Raw genomic sequence first — 17,477 nt, forward strand, 5'->3', positions numbered from 1 at the left:
CACCGCCTCAGCCCAGATTTCGAGTGTGCTTGCGCATCTGCTACAGTGGATGACAGTGGAGTTCGTCTTGCCACAGGATATGGGGATTTATCTGCGATCGGGGATAAAAGTTTGAAATTTGGGGCGAGAGGCAAACAGAGCTAGAAGTCCAAATGGAAAGTTAGATCAGGTGGTCGCGATCTCTTCGCACTTGAATATATCGTTAAATGATATATTATGTCATCATTGCTGGTTGCGATGGGGGACAATAGTCCGATGAAGTCGATGCCATCACCTGAAGAAATTCTTAGGGCATTGACGCCAGAAAACTGTCGCCTTGTCGCGTTGATATGTCGCCATCGGCCGCAGAGCATTTCTGCACTGTCCGAACTCGCCGCTCGTCCCCAGCCAAACGTATCTCGATCATTAGCAACCCTTGAACACGCAGGCATCATATCGTTGGTGGGGACAAGGCCTAAGCGGCCAGAACTCGCAGTAACCGAACTAAAGATTGAGTTGCACAATTTGCAATGCAGGTAATGGGTATTCATCTGTTGGGATCATACCAATGGGAACGGGCGTACGGGTCTTTATTGCAATTGCACTATTTGCGGCCCTCGGTGTCGGATGGCGGGCACTTCAACATTCAAATTTCGAGCGGGACCGCACCCTATCGGAGTGGACCTCGCTGTCCGAGACGGAAAACCTCCTGAAGCAGAAGCCTGTTCCAGAAGCGTGGTCAGCGGGCGTGTTTGTTTCGGAACGGGGATTAAACACCGCGCTGGAAAGCCTGAAAGATGCAAAAATTGCCTATGACCCAGAGTTCAAGCCGGACGAGGACACCGTCGTAACCCTGCGGGCTGTTACAGTCTACCTTCAACCGGGTGTTGCCTTGGCAAACCTTCGCCTCGACGCCTATTCGAAGAATCGCGATCTAACTGTAAAGTTTGACGGACAAGCCTCCCTTGTTTTCAAAGGCATAGAAGAAGGGGAGAACGGGAACGCCCAAGCCGTCTTCGGAATTGTCCTGTTGAGACTTGATCCGGAATTCGAATGGGAATGGTTCAATTTAAAATTGCTGGGGTACGCCAACGACCTCATCGAAACGGGCCTCATCATAAAGTTGACCGAAGCTTTCAACATGACGCTCCCCTTCAAAAACACAATCACTTACGATTTGAAGCAAAATCTCACAAAGATGTTGCCGGTCCGCGATCCGAAGGATAAAAACTGGATTAAAGTTCGGATCACCGTCCCGCCATATGAGATATCGCAAAAAATTCACGCTGCTCACGCAATCGTCCTCGATGGCGGAATATGGCTACTGACCGATTTCAACGAAAAACCTATGACAACCCCTATTAATAAGCCTCCCCCCGAAATCCAGGCCGACATCGTCAGGAAGCGGAAAAATCTGGAGCAAATCCGGATGCCTAAGTTGAACGATGCCGATATTGCTGTTCGGATAAACGGGACGGTTGCTCACCTGGTTCAAGACAAATTCAACCAACTCCCGGCTGCAAACAGGACCACAACGGTCAAGTCGGTGCAATTCAAGGGTCGGCTTGCTGATCAAAAATGGAGAGACGAAGTTCTAGGCGAGGGTGGGGTTTTCGCTGACCTTGCTAGTCCAGGAGCGGTTGCGGCAACGGTAGTGGTGAATACGGTCGGCATGTCTTGGATCAAAGGCAAACGCTTGAAGGTTTCGCTCAATGCGCAGGTAGACGCCAAGGCATCCATACAATTGCATATCGACCCGTTGATAGGTGCAGGAGCTGGCACGACGGTTGGCCTGCTCGGCAACACAGGTATCGAGTCCGGGCTCGTTGCAGGCATCGAAATAAGGGAGGTGGGGGGCAACACAGTCGTGATGCTAAAGCCCAACGTCGGTTGCCGCGACATCAAACTGGCGCTTGAGTCGGATGGAAAAGCGAAGTTTGAGGAAACTTGGGTATCAGTACCGTCAGTCGAAGCCAACATCACGCTTCCAATTGGCCCGCAGACTGCCCCCGATGTCCTGCTCTTCAGTGATTTGCCTTTTCAAAGAAAGGGTCGTGGGCCGGATGGCGGTCCCCTCAAGGTCAAAAATGGGGACGACCATTTCCTGTTCACGCCAGCGTGGACCGAGGCACAGTACGCACTGGTCCCGGGGCGGATCGATGATGACGATGCGGGACTTTGGATAACAGCCAAACTGATCACCAAATTCCTTAACTCCGAGACGGCAGGCTACGATCGCGCTGCTGCCGAAAAGAAACTGGCTGCCTCAGCGAACCAAGGACCGCTGACCTGCCCGAGCGAACCGGTCGTTGGCTTGGCGATCGGCGCTCTCGCGTTCGGCAGCGCCAACGATTTCGTGAAATTCTTCCGGGAACGAGGGCTGCCTTTGCCGCAGATTCTAGATGGATTGCCAGGCACTCCCGGCGCACGCGTTGCTATACCATCCCCGCTAGCGCCAATTCCCGATCCCACGATTCCGAATATACCGTCCCCAATACCGCCTACTCCCGATCCCACGATACCGAACATACCGTCCCCGATACCACCTACCCCAAGTCCCGCGATTCAGAAAATACCGTCCCCTCTGCCGCTACTCCCGGTCCCACCAGCAATCCGATAGAAATACTGCGCGACCTCTTTTTGACTGGAGCGCTTTCGAAGCAGCGTCTTGTGCCGGGCGATAGAGGCTTGGAAATTTAATATCAGACCGATGAAGAACATTGCGAAGTGTTTGCCTTGGTCATGGGCACAAAGCGGATATTCAATCGCTTGAAACCGAGATCTTGAGAGGTTTTGGAACACCGACGCGACTTTTTTCCGTGTAGAATATATTGATTTTCAATTTAGCTATCGACGAAGCGGGATTCTGACGAAGGGAAGTGATCGATGGAATTGTTCGACCTTAACGGAGAAGTAGCGATGGTTACGGGTTCGGGAAGCGGCATCGGCCAGGCTATTGCGATTGGTTTGGCGGAAGCTGGGGCCGACGTAGCCTGCTTTGGCCATCTCTCAAATGGCGGCTTGTACGCAACGGCGGAGAAAATTCACGCTCTCGGCCGCCGAGTCTTAGCGCTCGAAGGCACCGTAACCTCTGCCGCAGATCTGAAGGGGGCGATCGATTTGATTGAAAACGAGCTCGGCTCGTTGACAGTCGCTGTCAACAACGCAGGTGTTGGTGCTGGCGGAGATGCCGAGACGCTTCCACTGGAGAATTGGCAACGTGTCTATGATACAAATGTGACGGGTGTTTTTTTGTCCTGCCAGGCGCAAGCACGTGTAATGCTTCCCAGAAAAAGGGGCTCCATCATTAACATTGCTTCCATGTCAGGCTCGATCGTCAATCGTGGTTTGAAACAGGCCGACTACAACTCATCCAAGGCTGCGGTTATCCACCTGTCAAAAAGCCTGGCGATGGAATGGATTGATCGCGGTATCCGCGTCAATTCGATTAGCCCGGGCTACACGCTGACACCCATGAACCGTCGAGCTGAAGTCGCTGATCAGGTGAAAACATTTGAACGGGACACGCCCATGGGCCGCCTGGCCGATCCTGAAGAAATGGTCGGTCCTGCTGTATTCCTTTCAAGCAGGGCTTCTTCATTCGTAAATGGTATCGATCTTGTCGTGGATGGCGGTTTTATGTGTTGGTAGCCGCGCACCAATGTGGCTGACTGGCGGACCTAGGGACAGGAACCGCTCGGCAAGCGCAGTCACCACTTCCCGTCATGGAATCCAGTTGCTAATTTTTTGGCACCCGGCGCCTGAAAGTGATCAATCCATCTGGACGTTGGCGTCATTGACGACTGGTGTCCACTTGGCGATTTCCGCCTTCACGTGAGCTGCCAGATCCTCCGGAGTAGAAGCGACGATCGTAGCACTGAACTCCTTCATTCGTTCGACCACAGCGGGATCTGCCATGGCTTTGTTGGCCGCATCGTTCAGCTTGGCGATTACTTCCGACGGCGTTCCCGCCGGTGCGAACAACGCATTCCATGTATAGGTTTCGTAGCCTGGAATCGTTTCTGCAATAGTGGGCACATCCGGAAAGGATGATGCCTTTTCCTTCGTCGTCACACCCAAAGCGCGCAGCGTACCGCCCTTGATGTGGGGCGACGATGAGGGGAGGTTGTCGAACATAATTGGTACCTGGTTGCCAATGACATCATTCAGCGCCGGTCCGGCTCCCTTATATGGGATGTGCTGCATGGTTACACCCGCCATCTTCTTGAACAACTCGCCAGACAGATGCAGCGGCGTGCCATTGCCGGAAGACGCATAACTGTACTTATCCGGGTTGGCCTTCAGCAGGTCGACCAGTTCCTGGACGGATTTCACTGGCAATTCCGGATTGACCACCAGAACGTTGGGAACCACTACGAGCAGTGAAATCGGAGCAAAGTCTTTTTCTGCGTCGTACGGCTTGGTCTTCAGGATAAGTGGATTGAGCGCATGCGTTGCGACAGTGCCCATGAGGATCGTGTACCCATCTGGATCGGCCCTCGCAACATTGCCGGCGCCGAGGCTGCCGCCCGCACCACCCACATTCTGGACAATCACCTGTTGGCCGAGCAGTTGCGACATTTTATCTGCGATCACGCGTGCCACAACGTCCGTCGAACCGCCCGCGGCAAAGGGCACCACCATCGTCACTACGCGATCCGGAAAAGATTGCGCCTTTGCCTGCCCCCCAAAAGCTACGGTCGACAGCATTGAAATACCGAGTGCGAGACTCGCGCGCCGGGTGATCGCATAAAGTGACATTCGCTTCCTCCTGATATCGAATTAGATTCGGTTGGGAGTTAAGCACGCGAGGACGACGGAAGGAAGCTGGTCGGTTTAATTGCGGCAATTGATGATACAATTGTCAGTTCAAATCCGACCTGTCGCAGCCAGCGCTCATTTGAGAAGGATTGCTTCCTCAGGAGCGACTTGACCTGGGGGTGGTGCCTCCTCCCTCGAACAGAGCGCTAGTGGCGGCAGCAATACGAACATGGCAACGAGCGCGGGAACAATTACTTATGACTGTTTCATCGCGGGCTCCGATGTCCTTACACAAATCCATCATTCCACCGTTTCGCATAGTGCAGGCGGGTGCGGTCACGGTTTCTGCGCAAATAAGATGGCGGTTGTAAAAATCGGCCCTGAGGTTCTTGTCAGTGAATGGCCCGGTAGAAACACATCCATCCACTTTAGCGGGTCAAAAAAATTGCCAAGATCAATGTCGTGCTTGCCCGTTGCGGAGCCGAGGCTTCGACCTAACAAGAATATTAGCTTCTTGCGCTGCCAGGATGAAGGCTTCTTGCTTGCCCATGGCTAATCGAGCCGGCCAACGCCTTCAGACAAGCAATTCTTGCCAATTTGCAGTTCTTTCCGGGTTCAACGGGCCAATTGTAAACCAAGAAGGTCGCAGCATCTTCCACGGACCGAATGCTATACCGCACCACTACCGCTGAAAATTCAATATTTTCCATAGGACCTGTCTCCTCCACGGTCCGCTCGTTTCAATTCATTTGTAGTGGACGGCAATGCGTTGGAACGGATAGCAAACCCTCGATTTCGGCGCTGACGATGCGCTGACCTCGTATTGTCCTCGTGGAACTGACCGTCATCGCACGGTAACAGAATCAAGAATTCGCTCTATTTGGGGCCGTGTGTACGCCTCAACCGGATCTTTATCTGGACTACCATCATGAAGATATTCGCCAGAATCGAACGCGAGATAGATTTCCGAGAAAAAATGCGGACGTTGTTCGTCGCAAAAAATTATTACCCAATGAATTTCATTGACGACAGCATCACAAAATTCAAACGATAGCTCCGAAGCGTTAAAGCCATGGGCGAGTTCAAGTGCCAATTGATCGTAGAGGTCTTGCCTGGACATGCCTGCAGACGCAGTCCACTTCAGAATGTCCATATTGGTGATACTAAGACGCTCACGCCAAGGGGGACCATTCGGATATCTGACGCGCAACTCGGCGAGTAGCTCGTCAATCGTCATATCGTACTCCTTTGCTTTTTCGGGCTTGCGCTATCCTCCCAACAAAGCCGCTCATTCCATCCACACGTACCATAGTAAGGCGGACGCGACCGTGACTCCTCCAGGTCCCGGCACACCACCTCGCCGGGGGTTTCGTGAAGCTGTGACGATTGGGACCTTGTTTTTTGACCGGCGTTTCGACGTTCGCTGGGGTTCGGGTGTATTCTGTCTCAATTATTCTGGGCCAATGGCCGTGCATACATCCCAGCCATCGAAGCTACTTGCGCGATCACCCGCCCCGGCCCGACGAACGCATTATTCGTTCGGCGACTGGCACGCGTGACGAGGCGACGCGGCTGGTGCAAATGTCAGAGAAGGAGCGCGCTGATATCTTCAAGACCAAGTCGTCAGGAAAGGAGATCATTACGCGCGAAGCCCTGTTTGACGTATTTGTAAACACCTTCACAGAAGATAGCAGCTTACCAGGGCTCGACGTCTTTATGGATGGGTAGGCAAGCTGTCCGAACCAAGAGCCTAGTGAAGCTGAGATCATCGCTTCTGCAAGCCCGGAAGCTGAGCCTCGATAGCCGCCTTATCGATAACCGACCACACTTGCGCAATCTTTCCGGTGCTAAATTTATAGAAGACGTTCTCGGCAAAGGAAATCATTTTGCCGTTTACAGGGAGACCAAGAAACATGCCTTTCGGGGTACAATTAAAGCCTAATCGGGTCGCCACATAGGGTGGGTCGAGCATCAGCATCTGGATGTTAAAATAGAGATCAGGAACTTCGGAAAAATCTTTCTCCAGCATTTCGCGATACCCTGATAACCCGACCTGCCTACCGTTGTGGATGGCATCATCGTGTACAAACCGACCCAGATGTGGCCAGTCCTGCTTATTCAGGCAGGCAATGTAGTCTCTGTAGATAGCGGACAGGTCTGTTCTAGACACGGCAATTGTTCCTTTTTTCGCTAGGCGGATACGCTCGTAAGATCGTGTAATCGAAAACGTTCCAAGTACCGTAAGGCTCCGGCATCAATCCAAGTGGGGACAGTAGCGCAACGATCGTGTTTCGCGACGGGCACAACGTCGACCCCGCCACAGATCGTGAATCATGTTTCTGCAATCCTCGGCATATGTCTGAAGTTTACGCGCATCAGGGGCCATGAAGACGCTTGATCCAATCCGATAGACTGTGCTGATCATACTAGATGGCCTCGAGATGAGCTCCGGAACCAGGTAGAGTGACTCCCCGGTGAGACCTGATGTGTTCCGAAAAAAATTGAGGCTTGGCCCGCTTTGGAACAACGCACCAAGCCTCGAAGCTTCGCCGTACCTACTCGCCAGTAATCACGGTGAGACTTCACTGATGACGGATACCAGCTTCTAGGCAACACGTGTAGGTGGATAAAGTTCCGGTGGTTAAAAAAACCCGAACTATCAACCTTGGACATCATGTGGCGGGCTGTCCTGCGCCGTGCATCACAAACAACTTTGAACCGAACGGCCGGAACGCACAATGGTCGCGCATCAATGCTGCAACAAAAAGACGGTGAGACCACTCCCACCGTCAATTGAATGAGCCCAGATTGCAACGGGAATGCTGTCTCTGGGACTCAGCCGAACTGGAAATCGGCCTCGCTAAAAACTACGAACCTCTGTATTTGTTCCTTTGCTGTCTTGCGCGTCGAAGTCAGCCTCCAGCTCGCTCCATCTGCCGAGAACCCGCGCGCATGATGTGCATTGTATGAGGGTGTGGTTCTGAACGTTATCAGGCCTACGCAGATAGAACGTTCCGCAGTCGGGGCATTCTAGCTTTCGGGTCAGATTGTCTGGCATTTTTAATGGCGCTTTGATAGGAGGCGAACCATGATGATTTCGCGATGCGCCGCGATTGTTGCAATTCTCTCGTGATCGCGTTCGCCATTGTAGAAAAGCTTCATGATCGTTCGGGCCAAACGGTCATTGTTCTCATAATAGGCTGGGTGTTGGCGGAGGATCTCGTACGCCCCGAGCTGAGCGTTCTCCATAATTTGCCAATCGTCTTCGCTGTAGGTGAGTTGGTCGAAAAGATGCAGTAACATAGATAGCTCCTCCTCCACCGATGGCGGGAGCCCGTAGCATCTCTCAAGCGCTAGCGTGCCGTTTGATAGGTCCAGCGACAGAGATACTAAGATACGAAGGGCATTTTTCGTCAATTATCAATTGGAGCTACGAGGCGGTGTGGGCGCTTGCAGTGGAGTAACCGCCTACCATTCAGCGGAACGATCGCATTCTTGATTGATCAGATGTTGTCGCGGTTCGATTGATGATTATACGGCCTTTCGCGTCCTTCATAACGTAGCGTCCATCCTTGATGCGTTCACTCATTCCGTTCCAGTGCCGAACCTCCATTGTCGAACCGTCGATCGTGACGCGTTGGGCAGGGGAAGATTGATTGACTTTCCCGCCGCCCCGAACATTGCCGCTGTTGCCAGCCCTGCCACCCCCATTGCCCTTGTTGTCTCCGGCATTGCCTCCCTTATCGCCATCTCTTGCCCACGCCTTGGTTGCATGCGGATCGACGACGTGATTATCGAACGTGACGAGGGCAACCATCAGAGCCGCGCTGCAAAGAACGGGAACCACCCTGACAAGGGTAAGCATCGTGCCTCCTTACATGAGCCTGAAGGGCAATGACGCAACCGACAGCCACATTGTCGGCAAGTACCAACGTCATGGCGCGAAAAAGCCCGATCAGCACGGAGGGGTTGGCTGACCGGGCTGTTGGGCGCCCCAATGCCCTTGCCGACAGGGCTCGCCGGCACAGGGATAATACCTCCAATTCGGGAAAGCGACATCGGACCAAAGGCCTAGCGGTAATGGTAAAAGGGCCTAAAGCCGCTTGTGCGCGATGTAGATGCCGGCCTCTCTGGCAGCTGCAATAAAAACATTCCGACAGTCCGTACAAGTGGCCTTTCCAGCGAGTGCATCAATACAGATTTGCTTTTCTTGCTGGTGTTGATCCCCGCGCACCCTCAATGAACTCCACGCGAGCCACAGCAGCGGAACAGCCCTCCAAACATTCAAGTATCTTCTTTTGAGCAAGGAGCCATTTTTCGCCGCGCTCTTCTTCTGGCCGTTTATCTAATAGGCACTTGGCTGCGTCATATACAGAATCGATGTTGAATGTCTTGGCACCCTGCAAGACTGAGACAATTTTGAACGGCTTGTAGTTTTCGACCCTGCCAGCAAAACGACTGCAGTTAGCGCCGGTTCCCGGTCTGACACTAGTCCTTTCGAATGATCTGCGAAAAATCAGTGCCGAGCACCATGGCTCTTTTTTGCGGATGTTTCAATTTCCCAGCCATAATTCAGGATGCACCGCTGTCATTGTCGTTCGCGATGCCGTCCGCCGTCATTTCCTGCTGCACGGCCTTGATGGCGATGATCAGATCATCGCGTAGGCCCTGGTCAAAAAGCTTCATTACGATTCGCGCGAGACGATTCGCATGTTCATGGGTGTGCGAGCAGCGTCCAAGCATCTCGGATGCCTTGACGTGGGCACGTTGCATCAGGTCCCATTCTTCAGTGGTATAAGTGTGATGGCTGATCAGGTGAAGCATGGTGATATCTCCCTGAATACTGTGGCGGGAGCACGTTCCATCTCTCAAGCGCCGGTTCGCCATTAATAACAGGCCCAGCGACGGAATATATTAAGAACCTCATCCTGGTTTTCGTCAAATGGTATTGTCTGCAAATGGACGGTCGGATCGCAACGGAACAAAGTTGTTTCGGGAGGGTTTGTAGCGTCTAGGGACGCGCGATGATGGACGAAGATAAGAGACAAAAACACATCCAGCAGGTTGTTCAGAGGCAAATAAGCCAGGACGACATGCAGGAGGCATTTCGCAGCCACTACAAGGTTTCCGCTTATGACGATCGATTCAAGAAATTGCTCGAGCGACTGGAGCAAGCGGAGATCGACCAAGCGGAGGGCTAAACTTCACCATCTCGCTTGTGCTCGCTGCAATACCATTCCTGGCCATACCGCTTTTCAAAGCCGAACGCTCCCCGTGCCGTGCAGCCGGGATGCATGCAGTAATGCTCAAACAGCCTTTTCCATTGTAGGACGCTTGGGACAGCAGCCGAATTTGGTTCGTCGCTCATTGGTTGTGGCGCTCTAGAATGGCTTCTATTTCGGCAATCCTATTTCTAATGGCATTGACCGCGTCAAGATTGCCAATCGCCTTTGTGGCGAAGATGGCACTACTTTCGATCACAGCAAGATCATCTCGCAAATTCGACAGCTCTACTTGAAGCTCCCCCCATTGTCGGCTCGTGTTCGACCATTTCGCCCTCCTACCCTGGAGGAGGTCCAACGCTTCATAGCAGCAGCGGTTCCTCCGCCTCGGCTTGCGGCAAAAGAATAAGTTTGCCGTCAGTTCAGTCGCTACCGGAAGATCAGCAATTTGACGCCGAAATGCATTTGTCGGGTGACACGCAGTTTGACCGGGATCACCCGCTTACCGAAACATTCGGTGCGGTCCGTGGCATGACACCCGAACAGATTGACCAATTGTGGCGGGACGCAGCAAACCTATAAAAGCGGTGGGCCATGGGTCCGTGAGTTTTGTGCTGATGAACGGGTGAACGGACCTTTTTCGTACCGTACGTGGTGGTACTGACAAAACCTAGAGCGCATCCAAGTTGCAAAGCCAGCGGCCATAACGGCCATAACGAAGAATGTCATGAATGCATTAAACGCGACTAGCCCGTCATCGTGGATGCCAAGATCAAGGCGATCACCAAGGCCATTGAGACGGCCCACTTAAAACTGACGTTGCGGCTGGCCAATATGAGGAGAGCGGCTACACCTAAGATAGACAGGGCCGAAAACACACTTACCGGTCCAAGTGTCAACTCATTCCAAATAAGGTCCAGCCTATCTATTGATCACCCTCGGTTTCGGCCCCGATCTCAACAATGCGGTTTTTGTTCCGGCAAAGTGAGGCTTGGCCGCGTTGTGAGCAACGGGCCAAGCCTCGAAGCTTCGCCGTACGTACTCGCCAGGAATCACGGTGAGAGACTTCACTCACGACGGATACCAGCTCTCGCGCAGTGCTTGTAGGTGGATAAAGTTGCGATAGTTAATAAGGCCCGAACACGCCAACCCTGGAACGCGATCTCGACACCCCGAGCAAATTGACAGATGTAGCGCAGCGGTCCCTGTAAAATAACGTGAGCCCGTTTGGTCCGTCGGATTGTTCGATGGAAAATCGGTGAGGCCTGATGCGTGTAACGAGGGTGGGCAACACACTCTGGCACCAGGCCTCTGTCGGCAAAGTTTGACTCTGCGACCTGCTATAAACACCTGCGCAAAACGAACGTTCCCGATGCGTTTCTTAGTGGACTAAAAAAGGCTTGGTCGCGACCAGCACGGACCATGCCAGGACCACAGAGGACGATGAGTGTCCCAGCATGTGCTCATTGTTTGAAGAACTCTCGCCCAAACCTTCGTGTGGATTTGGCGAGATAGGCCAAAAAAAGTCTGGCGCTTTTTCCTTGGAGATCGGCGCCAGACTCCCAAAAGGACCCGGCGCGGGCGGGAGCCAGATCCTGCTGAATCCGGGGTGGAATTCAGTACAGGAATTATATTCCTTTCGGGGCGTTCAACCAATAACCAATTTGGTTCAGCCACTGCGTCTAACGCCTTATAAATACAACCTTTACTGCTGCAAAGTAAGCAGATTTGCTGCGTCGAAATCGCTTGTCGCCAAAGCTCAAACCACTGCAACTCCAATGGCGCAACAAAAAGACGGTGAGATCACGTCCCACCGCCAAGTTGATGAGCCCAGATTGCAACGGGTTTGCAGTGTCAGGAACTCAGCCGAACTGGAAATCGGCCCGTAAAAAACTACCGACTTCAGGCTTTGTTCCTGACTTCAAATGGAAAAAATCAAGGAAACCATTATGCGTCTCATAGACGAGTGGCGGATTGTTGTGCGCAAAGCGTTGGGCATCCGCGTGATGCTGCTTGCCGCTCTGCTGTCCGGCCTTGAAGTCGTGTTGCCGTTGCTCGACGGCGTTCTTCCAATCCCTCCCGGCATATTTGCAGCCCTCTCATTCGTGAACGTGGCGGCCGCTTTCGTTGTCCGGGTCGTCGCACAGAAGGATCTAGACAATGGCTAAAACCAAAAGCCGCTGCCTTGGCGCGGCTGGCGCTGCGTTCTTGGCGTTCGCGGTCGGTTTCACATCGTCATGGGGGGACCGGCGCTATATCGCTTACCGGGACGTTGCGGTGTGTGAACGATCTGCGATGGGAATCAAGGGCATCAGGAAAGGCGATCGGGGCCCCGACGCGTAATAAGCGCGCGTCAGCGGCTGCGAAGAAGGCGGCAGGTTAGAATGCTGGTTTCCCTGGCTGCGAGCCTGGACTGACAATGAAGATCGGTGGGTGCAGACTAAGCGAGTCGTAGCTGCCGCTGAGATCGTGGGTGAGACGCGTCGGCGCATGGACAAAATTGTTGGCGAAGTCGGCGATCTCAAGACCCACATTGCGACCATTATCGAGCAGGTCAAAGACAGCAAGAAGGTCAATGATGAAGTGAAGAAATGGAAGCTGATGGGGATCGGCGCGTCCTTGGCGTTGTTGGACCAGCCGGAGCTGCACTTAGCGTTACGCCGGCAAACTCTGTCGAATGCAGCTTCATAGGTGAGGACCGGCGAGGTGCAATCGATAACAGTGGCAGACCGTCGGGCCTCTGTGCGCCCTTTTTGGGAAAGGAATAGCCACGATGATCCCTTAAGAGCAATTGGTCAATCACGCACCGACTTCAACGGCCGACGAAAAATCTCATGCTTTATGATTTCGGTTCATGAGTTGATCGGGGGGCGGTGAATTGCGTGTCGGCCGAACCGACACCCAAAGCGATAGCCACGCCCACAAAAACACAACGCCGTAGATCAGAAAGGACCAGTCTGTCGTTGGGCCCCACTATCGTCATTTAGGTTGTCTCGCATTTTCACTATCCCCAGTTCCTAAGCTTTTCTGGTAGCCACGTCATTACATTACGCGACGGACCGGCAAACCGAGTCAAATTGATATATTGGAAGCGACCGCGAAATTTCGGCAAGTGGTCGGGGGATCAGCTAATCGTTACCTGACCACGAGGGGCGGCGAAGTATGCTATTGCTATTATCAGGTGAGTTAGTCGATATGCAGCCGCTCAGAGCCACCAAAATCAAAACGAGAAATAGTCGCATTTTACCCTCCGCATGAGGTGTCACTCGGTGCTCAGCTCAGGGTAATCACGCTGCACCCAGACTGTTATTACCGTCAATTCACAATCATGAATAAGATCCGTGATCGCTGGCTTGCCCGCACCTGGCTAGGCCCTACGTCCCGGCTTCCGCTTGCCCCTCTCGGTCCCAGCTTCCCTGTCGGCGGTTGCCGTAGCGTGGTGTCGATGTATTCCGGCCTCCCTCGCAGCCTCGACAAATGCCAAGCGAGCAGCAGTAGCCGCTTAGGAGCCCCGTATATGAAAGCCCGCATCATTCAGACCTTACACAGCGAATTCATCACAACCACCATGGACGCCGACAATCTTATTGCTGCCATGGAAGTTCCCGACTTCGCCCTCCGCCTCTTCAACAGCGATGACCGGCAACGAGCGGATGCAGGATCAGCCCATCAATGGCCCGATGTGCGACGGCGATGCGATCCGGGAGGAATGCCCGGAAATCTACACTTCACTTAGTGTCTGGCGCTCAACCAGCCCGGGGGCGATTGCCGCGCATAAGAAAACCCGCCATGACGAAGCCTGCAAAAACCACCGGCGGTATGTGCTGATGTTTCCCGCCGTACCGCCGCGTCCAAGAGTTCTTGGAAGCAAATTACCGCTACCTTGAGCGCGCAAGTTCCGCCGAAGCCGAACTTTCTACCTTGAAGGCCGACATACCCGCCGGTTTCGACTGCACAATGCCATTGACGGAAGAGCCACCCGCCCACGCTTGGCCGCCCTACGCCTTCGTGGCAATCCTGAACGCGCAAATGCTCAACAGTGTGAACTACTGAAGGGCATACGCGACAACTTGAAGTCCGCCGGATATTAAGCAAATCCCATGATAAACATTTACCCCCAGTAATATACATGAAAATTTATTTATTGTTTTTTATCCAATTCAACGTTATTTGAATAGCCTCCTCCAATGAATATGTGTTGGCTCCGGTAACTTTATATAAATTATCCAATGGCAAAATATTATTTGTCGTCATATTCTTTAACCGGAAAGAAGTCATTGGAAAATTAATGCCTATAGTTTGCAGCATATCGCCTGAAAGTGCCGCCATCTTAAAAATATAATATGGTAACGAAGGCGGTTTTTTATATCCAAGCGCAGTTGCAATATCATTTGTCCAGCTAAATATGTTCAGCGGTGGTGCATCTCCTATATAATAAACTTTATCTTCCACCTGCTTTGCGAATAACAGCTTTTCTATTTGCACCACTCCATTTAAAACAAAGCCATAGGTTTTAGTACAGCTCCGATTCCTGATATTGAACATTTTTTTTGCAAGGACCCTGTCAAAAAAATCCTTATATGGAGTTTCAAACCAGGGTCCCCACATCGATGTAGGTCGTATGATCAACCAATCATACAACAAATTCTTTTTCCTGATCAGTAACTCCATCTCTTTTTTACTTTCCCCATAAATGGTGGTCGCAGCAAAATCCAGTTCCCCCGTTGGAATATACCCGGGTCTGCACACCAGCATCGAGGATGCAAATATAGCGCGTTGAACGGTTTGTATTTCATCCAGCGCTTCTATTAAATTATTTGTACCAAGCGTATTTACCTTATAATCACCTAACTGCTTGCCATTTAGGTCGGTCCTGGCCGCTAAATGCACCACGTGGGTTGGTGAAAATTCTTTTACGATCTGCGTTACGGCCTGGGCATTCAGCAAATCAACATTTCTCCAATATACTTGGTGTTCTTTCTTTTTAGGTGCATTGCCGTCGAGATTTATCACTGTATGGCCGAGCACTGCAAAATGATCTACCAGGTTGGTTCCTATAAATCCTGACCCGCCGGTTATTAATATTCTAATCACTTTGTCCTCCAAACACAGCGGCAAATTCCAGGAAGGCTTTGGTCCAATATGTATTTGGCCGCGTCGCGGACGCAATCAATGCCGATGGTCTAACTGCCCTGCGAGCACAGAGACGATTTTGAAAGGTTGGAATCTTCCATGCCCTCATTGCAGCACAGCGGCGCCGAGGTTACCACTCCATCAAATTCTGTATTGTTGAGGTGAGCCTTAATGGAAATGACACGAGTCCCGGCAAGGGAACCGAACTTCCTTCGCGGCGCCGGGACTCGGTGCCCTATGGACACGGGCATTAACCCAACGTGGTCGCCTCAATACAGGCTGTCAAATCACCACTTAGAGCGAAAGTAAAAAAGCTCAAGCCTCCTTTTTGAATGGCTTGAAGTACAGCGCCAGATCTCACCGTCGCGTCGCTTGTGCTCGCTGCCCGTACTCCAGGTACGATCGCTCCAACGATACCTAAAATGGTCACCAGCAGAATAATGGACACGGCTATGAGGATGATCATTGTAAACGAGAGCAATCGTCCAAACCTGCCATCGACCGCGTCTAAAAAGAACAGTGCTATTCGCTCAGTGAATTGATCCCGACGGGGCAGTATCGCGCCGAAGGAGTTGCCTGAATGTGTATCGTCACCCCTATAGTTGCGTTTGTTGGCCATTGTCCTGGCCCTTGTGTTGTTTGTCTTCTCGCTGTTGGCCCCGCGGCCCTTGCCGGGGCGGGCCGGGCAGTGGAAAGAATACCTTCAATCCAAACCGACCTACCAAAGGCTTAGCGTACTAAAGGGCCTATAGCCGCTTGTCTGCGATATAGATGCCCGCCTCTTTAGCAGCTTCAATGAAGGTGTCCCGGCAGGCCGTGCGCGTGACCTTTCCATCCAGAGCATCCAAGCAGGCTTGCCGAGCAACGGTGAATTTGTCGCCTGTCTGCACAGGCCAATGCGCAACGAGCCACTCCGCCGCTTGGACAACAGATCTGATGTTTTTCATCTTACCGAGGTCGGTCATAATGGTCACACTGGGGAATGAAAGCTCGCGCATGCCGATAAACGCGCAGCCAAGTTCGGGGTTCCTTTGTTACTCCGGCGGAGATTGGAACTTTACGATGGCGAGATCATTTGGATAAGCAGCGCCCGACTTTTCCACCATTTGAGGCAGATCAGGAGAGCCGGGCACTTCGGGAATCAGAACTCGAGAGTATGGACGGGATGGAGCATACATGATGGGGGAAATACGAATAGCAGTCATCGACGATCATCCCCTGTTCAGAGAGGGCGTTAAACGCAGTCTTGGTGAAATCAGCGGCTTCGAAATCGTGGCAGAAGGAAGCACGAAGGAGGACGCAATTTGGATTGCACACGAGTACCTTCCAGATGTCATCTTGCTCGACGTTTCAATGCCGGGTGGCGGTCTGGATGCGATCTCGCCGATACTGGCCCGCGTTCCCGATCAGAAGATCGTCATGCTGACCGTATCCGAGACGAGCGACGATGTGACCATTGCCATAAACAGCGGCGCGAAAGGATATGTCCTGAAAGGCGTCGGCTCCCGGGCACTCGCGGGTATAGTTCGCGCCGTGGCGTGCGGCGAGGGTTATGTTTCTCCGACCCTATCGGCCCGTTTGCTCTCTGACGCGTCATCGATGCCCCGCGCGCCTGGCAAAAATAACTCGATCGCCGGACTGACCGCCCGCGAGCATGAAGTATTGAACCTTGTTGCGGCAGGATTAAGCAACAAGCGCATTGCGCTGAAGCTTGACCTGCACGAAAAGACGGTCAAACACCATAAGGGACGCATCCTTGCCAAACTCAACCTCAAAAACCGGACCGAAACTGCTATGGCATTGCGTGACGCCGGTCACGAGATTCATTTTGCGTGAGGATCGAACATTGAGCTGCCGGAGCTCTACGGCAGGCGGCTCGCCAGGCATGCCGCCAATTTGAGAAAATCGGTTCCTTATTGCCAGCGATCTCACCAAAAATGCCACGGTCGATCGTTTGAGAGTTTAAAATTTCGCTGCAAAATGTAGTCGCGGACCCCAACGGGGACGACAAGAAGCGGATCGTGTGGCGTCTGGTACAGATGTAGGTCCATGCCCAACTTCCTACATACAGTCGGTGCATTGATCAACGACGCACACAATCAACAAGCATGCCATCATTGCGTGAAACTTGATTTGGAAGCGCTCGCCATCCAACTTGGCCGGGATCACGGTACCATCCATTACGAATTGATGACCAAGCTTAAATGCTCGATTTGCGGCTCAAGGTACGTCGGCCTAACCCTCTCGACCCAGGAGACTGAGGGGCTAGGGCACGTCCGATTTGTGCGGCGCATTAGGTAGGCGATCCCACAGTGTTTCATTTAATGTTTACAAGGGCAGAAGCGAGTTGCTGGTGCAAAAGCCCGATCAGCACGGAGGGTT

22 protein-coding genes are annotated in these 17,477 nt (G+C 52.6%); 11 read left to right on the forward strand and 11 right to left on the reverse strand.

Features of this window, described 5'->3' with window-relative positions; genetic code table 11:
* Window positions 1-264: 264 nt before the first annotated feature.
* The 3 genes from N8E89_RS29555 to N8E89_RS24040 all read left to right on the forward strand — a co-directional run bounded on the left by N8E89_RS29555 (window position 265) and on the right by N8E89_RS24040 (window position 3,630).
* Window positions 265-519 carry an HVO_A0114 family putative DNA-binding protein gene (locus N8E89_RS29555; RefSeq protein ID WP_410010462.1) on the forward strand — a complete coding sequence of 85 codons (255 nt, stop codon included), beginning with the start codon at window positions 265-267 and terminating at the stop codon, window positions 517-519.
* Between the two features lie 208 nt (window positions 520-727).
* Window positions 728-2,599, forward strand: coding sequence for a hypothetical protein (locus N8E89_RS24035; protein WP_262262333.1), 1,872 nt, complete (start codon window positions 728-730; stop codon window positions 2,597-2,599).
* A 266-nt stretch (window positions 2,600-2,865) separates the two neighbouring features.
* The gene (locus tag N8E89_RS24040; protein ID WP_262262335.1) at window positions 2,866-3,630 is read left to right on the forward strand and encodes an SDR family oxidoreductase; all 765 of its coding nucleotides are present in this window, start codon (window positions 2,866-2,868) and stop codon (window positions 3,628-3,630) included.
* A gap of 120 nt (window positions 3,631-3,750) precedes the next feature.
* Here the strand turns inward: N8E89_RS24040 and N8E89_RS24045 are convergent, their stop codons facing one another.
* From N8E89_RS24045 to N8E89_RS24050, 3 genes are all read right to left on the reverse strand, one after another.
* Window positions 3,751-4,740: a Bug family tripartite tricarboxylate transporter substrate binding protein gene (locus N8E89_RS24045; protein WP_262262336.1), complete on the reverse strand. Its 990-nt coding sequence runs from the start codon at window positions 4,738-4,740 to the stop codon at window positions 3,751-3,753.
* A 506-nt stretch (window positions 4,741-5,246) separates the two neighbouring features.
* The gene (locus N8E89_RS29560) at window positions 5,247-5,450 is read right to left on the reverse strand and encodes a DUF982 domain-containing protein (protein ID WP_410010408.1); all 204 of its coding nucleotides are present in this window, start codon (window positions 5,448-5,450) and stop codon (window positions 5,247-5,249) included.
* Between the two features lie 134 nt (window positions 5,451-5,584).
* Complete coding sequence (locus N8E89_RS24050) at window positions 5,585-5,977, reverse strand: hypothetical protein (protein ID WP_262262337.1); 393 nt, start codon at window positions 5,975-5,977, stop codon at window positions 5,585-5,587.
* Window positions 5,978-6,237: 260 nt separating this feature from the next.
* Here N8E89_RS24050 and N8E89_RS24055 point away from each other — a divergent pair, with 260 nt between their 5' ends.
* Complete coding sequence (locus N8E89_RS24055; protein WP_262262338.1) at window positions 6,238-6,468, forward strand: hypothetical protein; 231 nt, start codon at window positions 6,238-6,240, stop codon at window positions 6,466-6,468.
* 37 nt (window positions 6,469-6,505) lie between these two features.
* Here the strand turns inward: N8E89_RS24055 and N8E89_RS24060 are convergent, their stop codons facing one another.
* From N8E89_RS24060 to N8E89_RS24075, 5 genes are all read right to left on the reverse strand, one after another.
* On the reverse strand, window positions 6,506-6,910 hold the full coding sequence (locus N8E89_RS24060) for an ester cyclase (RefSeq protein ID WP_262262339.1): 405 nt from the start codon (window positions 6,908-6,910) through the stop codon (window positions 6,506-6,508).
* Window positions 6,911-7,800: 890 nt separating this feature from the next.
* Entirely contained in the window at window positions 7,801-8,043 is a 243-nt protein-coding gene (locus N8E89_RS24065; protein WP_262262340.1) for a hypothetical protein, read from the reverse strand.
* A 172-nt stretch (window positions 8,044-8,215) separates the two neighbouring features.
* Window positions 8,216-8,605, reverse strand: a complete 390-nt coding sequence (locus N8E89_RS24070) for a hypothetical protein (protein ID WP_262262342.1) — start codon at window positions 8,603-8,605, stop codon at window positions 8,216-8,218.
* 228 nt (window positions 8,606-8,833) lie between these two features.
* Complete coding sequence (locus N8E89_RS29565) at window positions 8,834-8,974, reverse strand: DUF982 domain-containing protein (RefSeq protein WP_410010409.1); 141 nt, start codon at window positions 8,972-8,974, stop codon at window positions 8,834-8,836.
* 338 nt (window positions 8,975-9,312) lie between these two features.
* On the reverse strand, window positions 9,313-9,564 hold the full coding sequence (locus N8E89_RS24075) for a hypothetical protein (protein ID WP_262262344.1): 252 nt from the start codon (window positions 9,562-9,564) through the stop codon (window positions 9,313-9,315).
* 200 nt (window positions 9,565-9,764) lie between these two features.
* Between N8E89_RS24075 and N8E89_RS24080 the strand changes: the two genes are divergently transcribed.
* The 6 genes from N8E89_RS24080 to N8E89_RS24105 all read left to right on the forward strand — a co-directional run bounded on the left by N8E89_RS24080 (window position 9,765) and on the right by N8E89_RS24105 (window position 14,015).
* Window positions 9,765-9,941 carry a hypothetical protein gene (locus N8E89_RS24080; protein ID WP_262262345.1) on the forward strand — a complete coding sequence of 59 codons (177 nt, stop codon included), beginning with the start codon at window positions 9,765-9,767 and terminating at the stop codon, window positions 9,939-9,941.
* 1,970 nt (window positions 9,942-11,911) lie between these two features.
* On the forward strand, window positions 11,912-12,130 hold the full coding sequence (locus N8E89_RS24085; RefSeq protein ID WP_262262346.1) for a DUF7940 domain-containing protein: 219 nt from the start codon (window positions 11,912-11,914) through the stop codon (window positions 12,128-12,130).
* Window positions 12,123-12,305, forward strand: a complete 183-nt coding sequence (locus N8E89_RS24090; RefSeq protein WP_262262347.1) for a hypothetical protein — start codon at window positions 12,123-12,125, stop codon at window positions 12,303-12,305. The genes N8E89_RS24085 and N8E89_RS24090 overlap by 8 nt, the downstream gene beginning before the upstream one ends.
* Before the next feature lie 147 nt (window positions 12,306-12,452).
* Window positions 12,453-12,653: a DUF1515 family protein gene (locus N8E89_RS24095; RefSeq protein WP_262262348.1), complete on the forward strand. Its 201-nt coding sequence runs from the start codon at window positions 12,453-12,455 to the stop codon at window positions 12,651-12,653.
* Window positions 12,654-13,479: 826 nt separating this feature from the next.
* Entirely contained in the window at window positions 13,480-13,698 is a 219-nt protein-coding gene (locus tag N8E89_RS24100) for a hypothetical protein (RefSeq protein WP_262262349.1), read from the forward strand.
* 125 nt (window positions 13,699-13,823) lie between these two features.
* Window positions 13,824-14,015 carry a hypothetical protein gene (locus tag N8E89_RS24105; RefSeq protein ID WP_262262350.1) on the forward strand — a complete coding sequence of 64 codons (192 nt, stop codon included), beginning with the start codon at window positions 13,824-13,826 and terminating at the stop codon, window positions 14,013-14,015.
* Window positions 14,016-14,099: 84 nt separating this feature from the next.
* Here N8E89_RS24105 and N8E89_RS24110 read toward each other — a convergent pair whose 3' ends face one another.
* The 3 genes from N8E89_RS24110 to N8E89_RS24120 all read right to left on the reverse strand — a co-directional run bounded on the left by N8E89_RS24110 (window position 14,100) and on the right by N8E89_RS24120 (window position 16,093).
* Window positions 14,100-15,056, reverse strand: coding sequence for an NAD-dependent epimerase/dehydratase family protein (locus N8E89_RS24110; protein WP_262262351.1), 957 nt, complete (start codon window positions 15,054-15,056; stop codon window positions 14,100-14,102).
* Window positions 15,057-15,345: 289 nt separating this feature from the next.
* Window positions 15,346-15,714, reverse strand: coding sequence for a hypothetical protein (locus N8E89_RS24115; RefSeq protein ID WP_262262352.1), 369 nt, complete (start codon window positions 15,712-15,714; stop codon window positions 15,346-15,348).
* 127 nt (window positions 15,715-15,841) lie between these two features.
* Complete coding sequence (locus tag N8E89_RS24120) at window positions 15,842-16,093, reverse strand: DUF982 domain-containing protein (protein WP_262262353.1); 252 nt, start codon at window positions 16,091-16,093, stop codon at window positions 15,842-15,844.
* Between the two features lie 178 nt (window positions 16,094-16,271).
* Between N8E89_RS24120 and N8E89_RS24125 the strand changes: the two genes are divergently transcribed.
* Entirely contained in the window at window positions 16,272-16,931 is a 660-nt protein-coding gene (locus N8E89_RS24125) for a response regulator (RefSeq protein ID WP_262262354.1), read from the forward strand.
* The last annotated feature ends 546 nt before the right edge of the window (window positions 16,932-17,477 follow it).

Origin of the sequence: Phyllobacterium sp. A18/5-2, from assembly GCF_025452215.1 — a bacterium.
In the GTDB taxonomy this organism is placed as follows: Bacteria; Pseudomonadota; Alphaproteobacteria; order Rhizobiales; family Rhizobiaceae; genus Phyllobacterium; species Phyllobacterium sophorae.

Excerpts from the sequence above, each read along its gene's own strand:
- N8E89_RS29555 (WP_410010462.1), top strand. The coding sequence starts at position 265 with ATGCCATCACCTGAAGAAATTCTTAGGGCATTGACGCCAGAAAACTGT.
- N8E89_RS24040 (WP_262262335.1), top strand. The coding sequence starts at position 2,866 with ATGGAATTGTTCGACCTTAACGGAGAAGTAGCGATGGTTACGGGTTCG.
- N8E89_RS24045 (WP_262262336.1), bottom strand. The coding sequence starts at position 4,740 with ATGTCACTTTATGCGATCACCCGGCGCGCGAGTCTCGCACTCGGTATT.
- N8E89_RS29560 (WP_410010408.1), bottom strand. The coding sequence starts at position 5,450 with ATGGAAAATATTGAATTTTCAGCGGTAGTGGTGCGGTATAGCATTCGG.
- N8E89_RS24050 (WP_262262337.1), bottom strand. The coding sequence starts at position 5,977 with ATGACGATTGACGAGCTACTCGCCGAGTTGCGCGTCAGATATCCGAAT.
- N8E89_RS24065 (WP_262262340.1), bottom strand. The coding sequence starts at position 8,043 with ATGTTACTGCATCTTTTCGACCAACTCACCTACAGCGAAGACGATTGG.
- N8E89_RS24070 (WP_262262342.1), bottom strand. The coding sequence starts at position 8,605 with ATGCTTACCCTTGTCAGGGTGGTTCCCGTTCTTTGCAGCGCGGCTCTG.
- N8E89_RS24075 (WP_262262344.1), bottom strand. The coding sequence starts at position 9,564 with ATGCTTCACCTGATCAGCCATCACACTTATACCACTGAAGAATGGGAC.
- N8E89_RS24080 (WP_262262345.1), top strand. The coding sequence starts at position 9,765 with ATGATGGACGAAGATAAGAGACAAAAACACATCCAGCAGGTTGTTCAG.
- N8E89_RS24085 (WP_262262346.1), top strand. The coding sequence starts at position 11,912 with ATGCGTCTCATAGACGAGTGGCGGATTGTTGTGCGCAAAGCGTTGGGC.
- N8E89_RS24090 (WP_262262347.1), top strand. The coding sequence starts at position 12,123 with ATGGCTAAAACCAAAAGCCGCTGCCTTGGCGCGGCTGGCGCTGCGTTC.
- N8E89_RS24095 (WP_262262348.1), top strand. The coding sequence starts at position 12,453 with ATGGACAAAATTGTTGGCGAAGTCGGCGATCTCAAGACCCACATTGCG.
- N8E89_RS24100 (WP_262262349.1), top strand. The coding sequence starts at position 13,480 with ATGAAAGCCCGCATCATTCAGACCTTACACAGCGAATTCATCACAACC.
- N8E89_RS24115 (WP_262262352.1), bottom strand. The coding sequence starts at position 15,714 with ATGGCCAACAAACGCAACTATAGGGGTGACGATACACATTCAGGCAAC.
- N8E89_RS24120 (WP_262262353.1), bottom strand. The coding sequence starts at position 16,093 with ATGCGCGAGCTTTCATTCCCCAGTGTGACCATTATGACCGACCTCGGT.
- N8E89_RS24125 (WP_262262354.1), top strand. The coding sequence starts at position 16,272 with ATGATGGGGGAAATACGAATAGCAGTCATCGACGATCATCCCCTGTTC.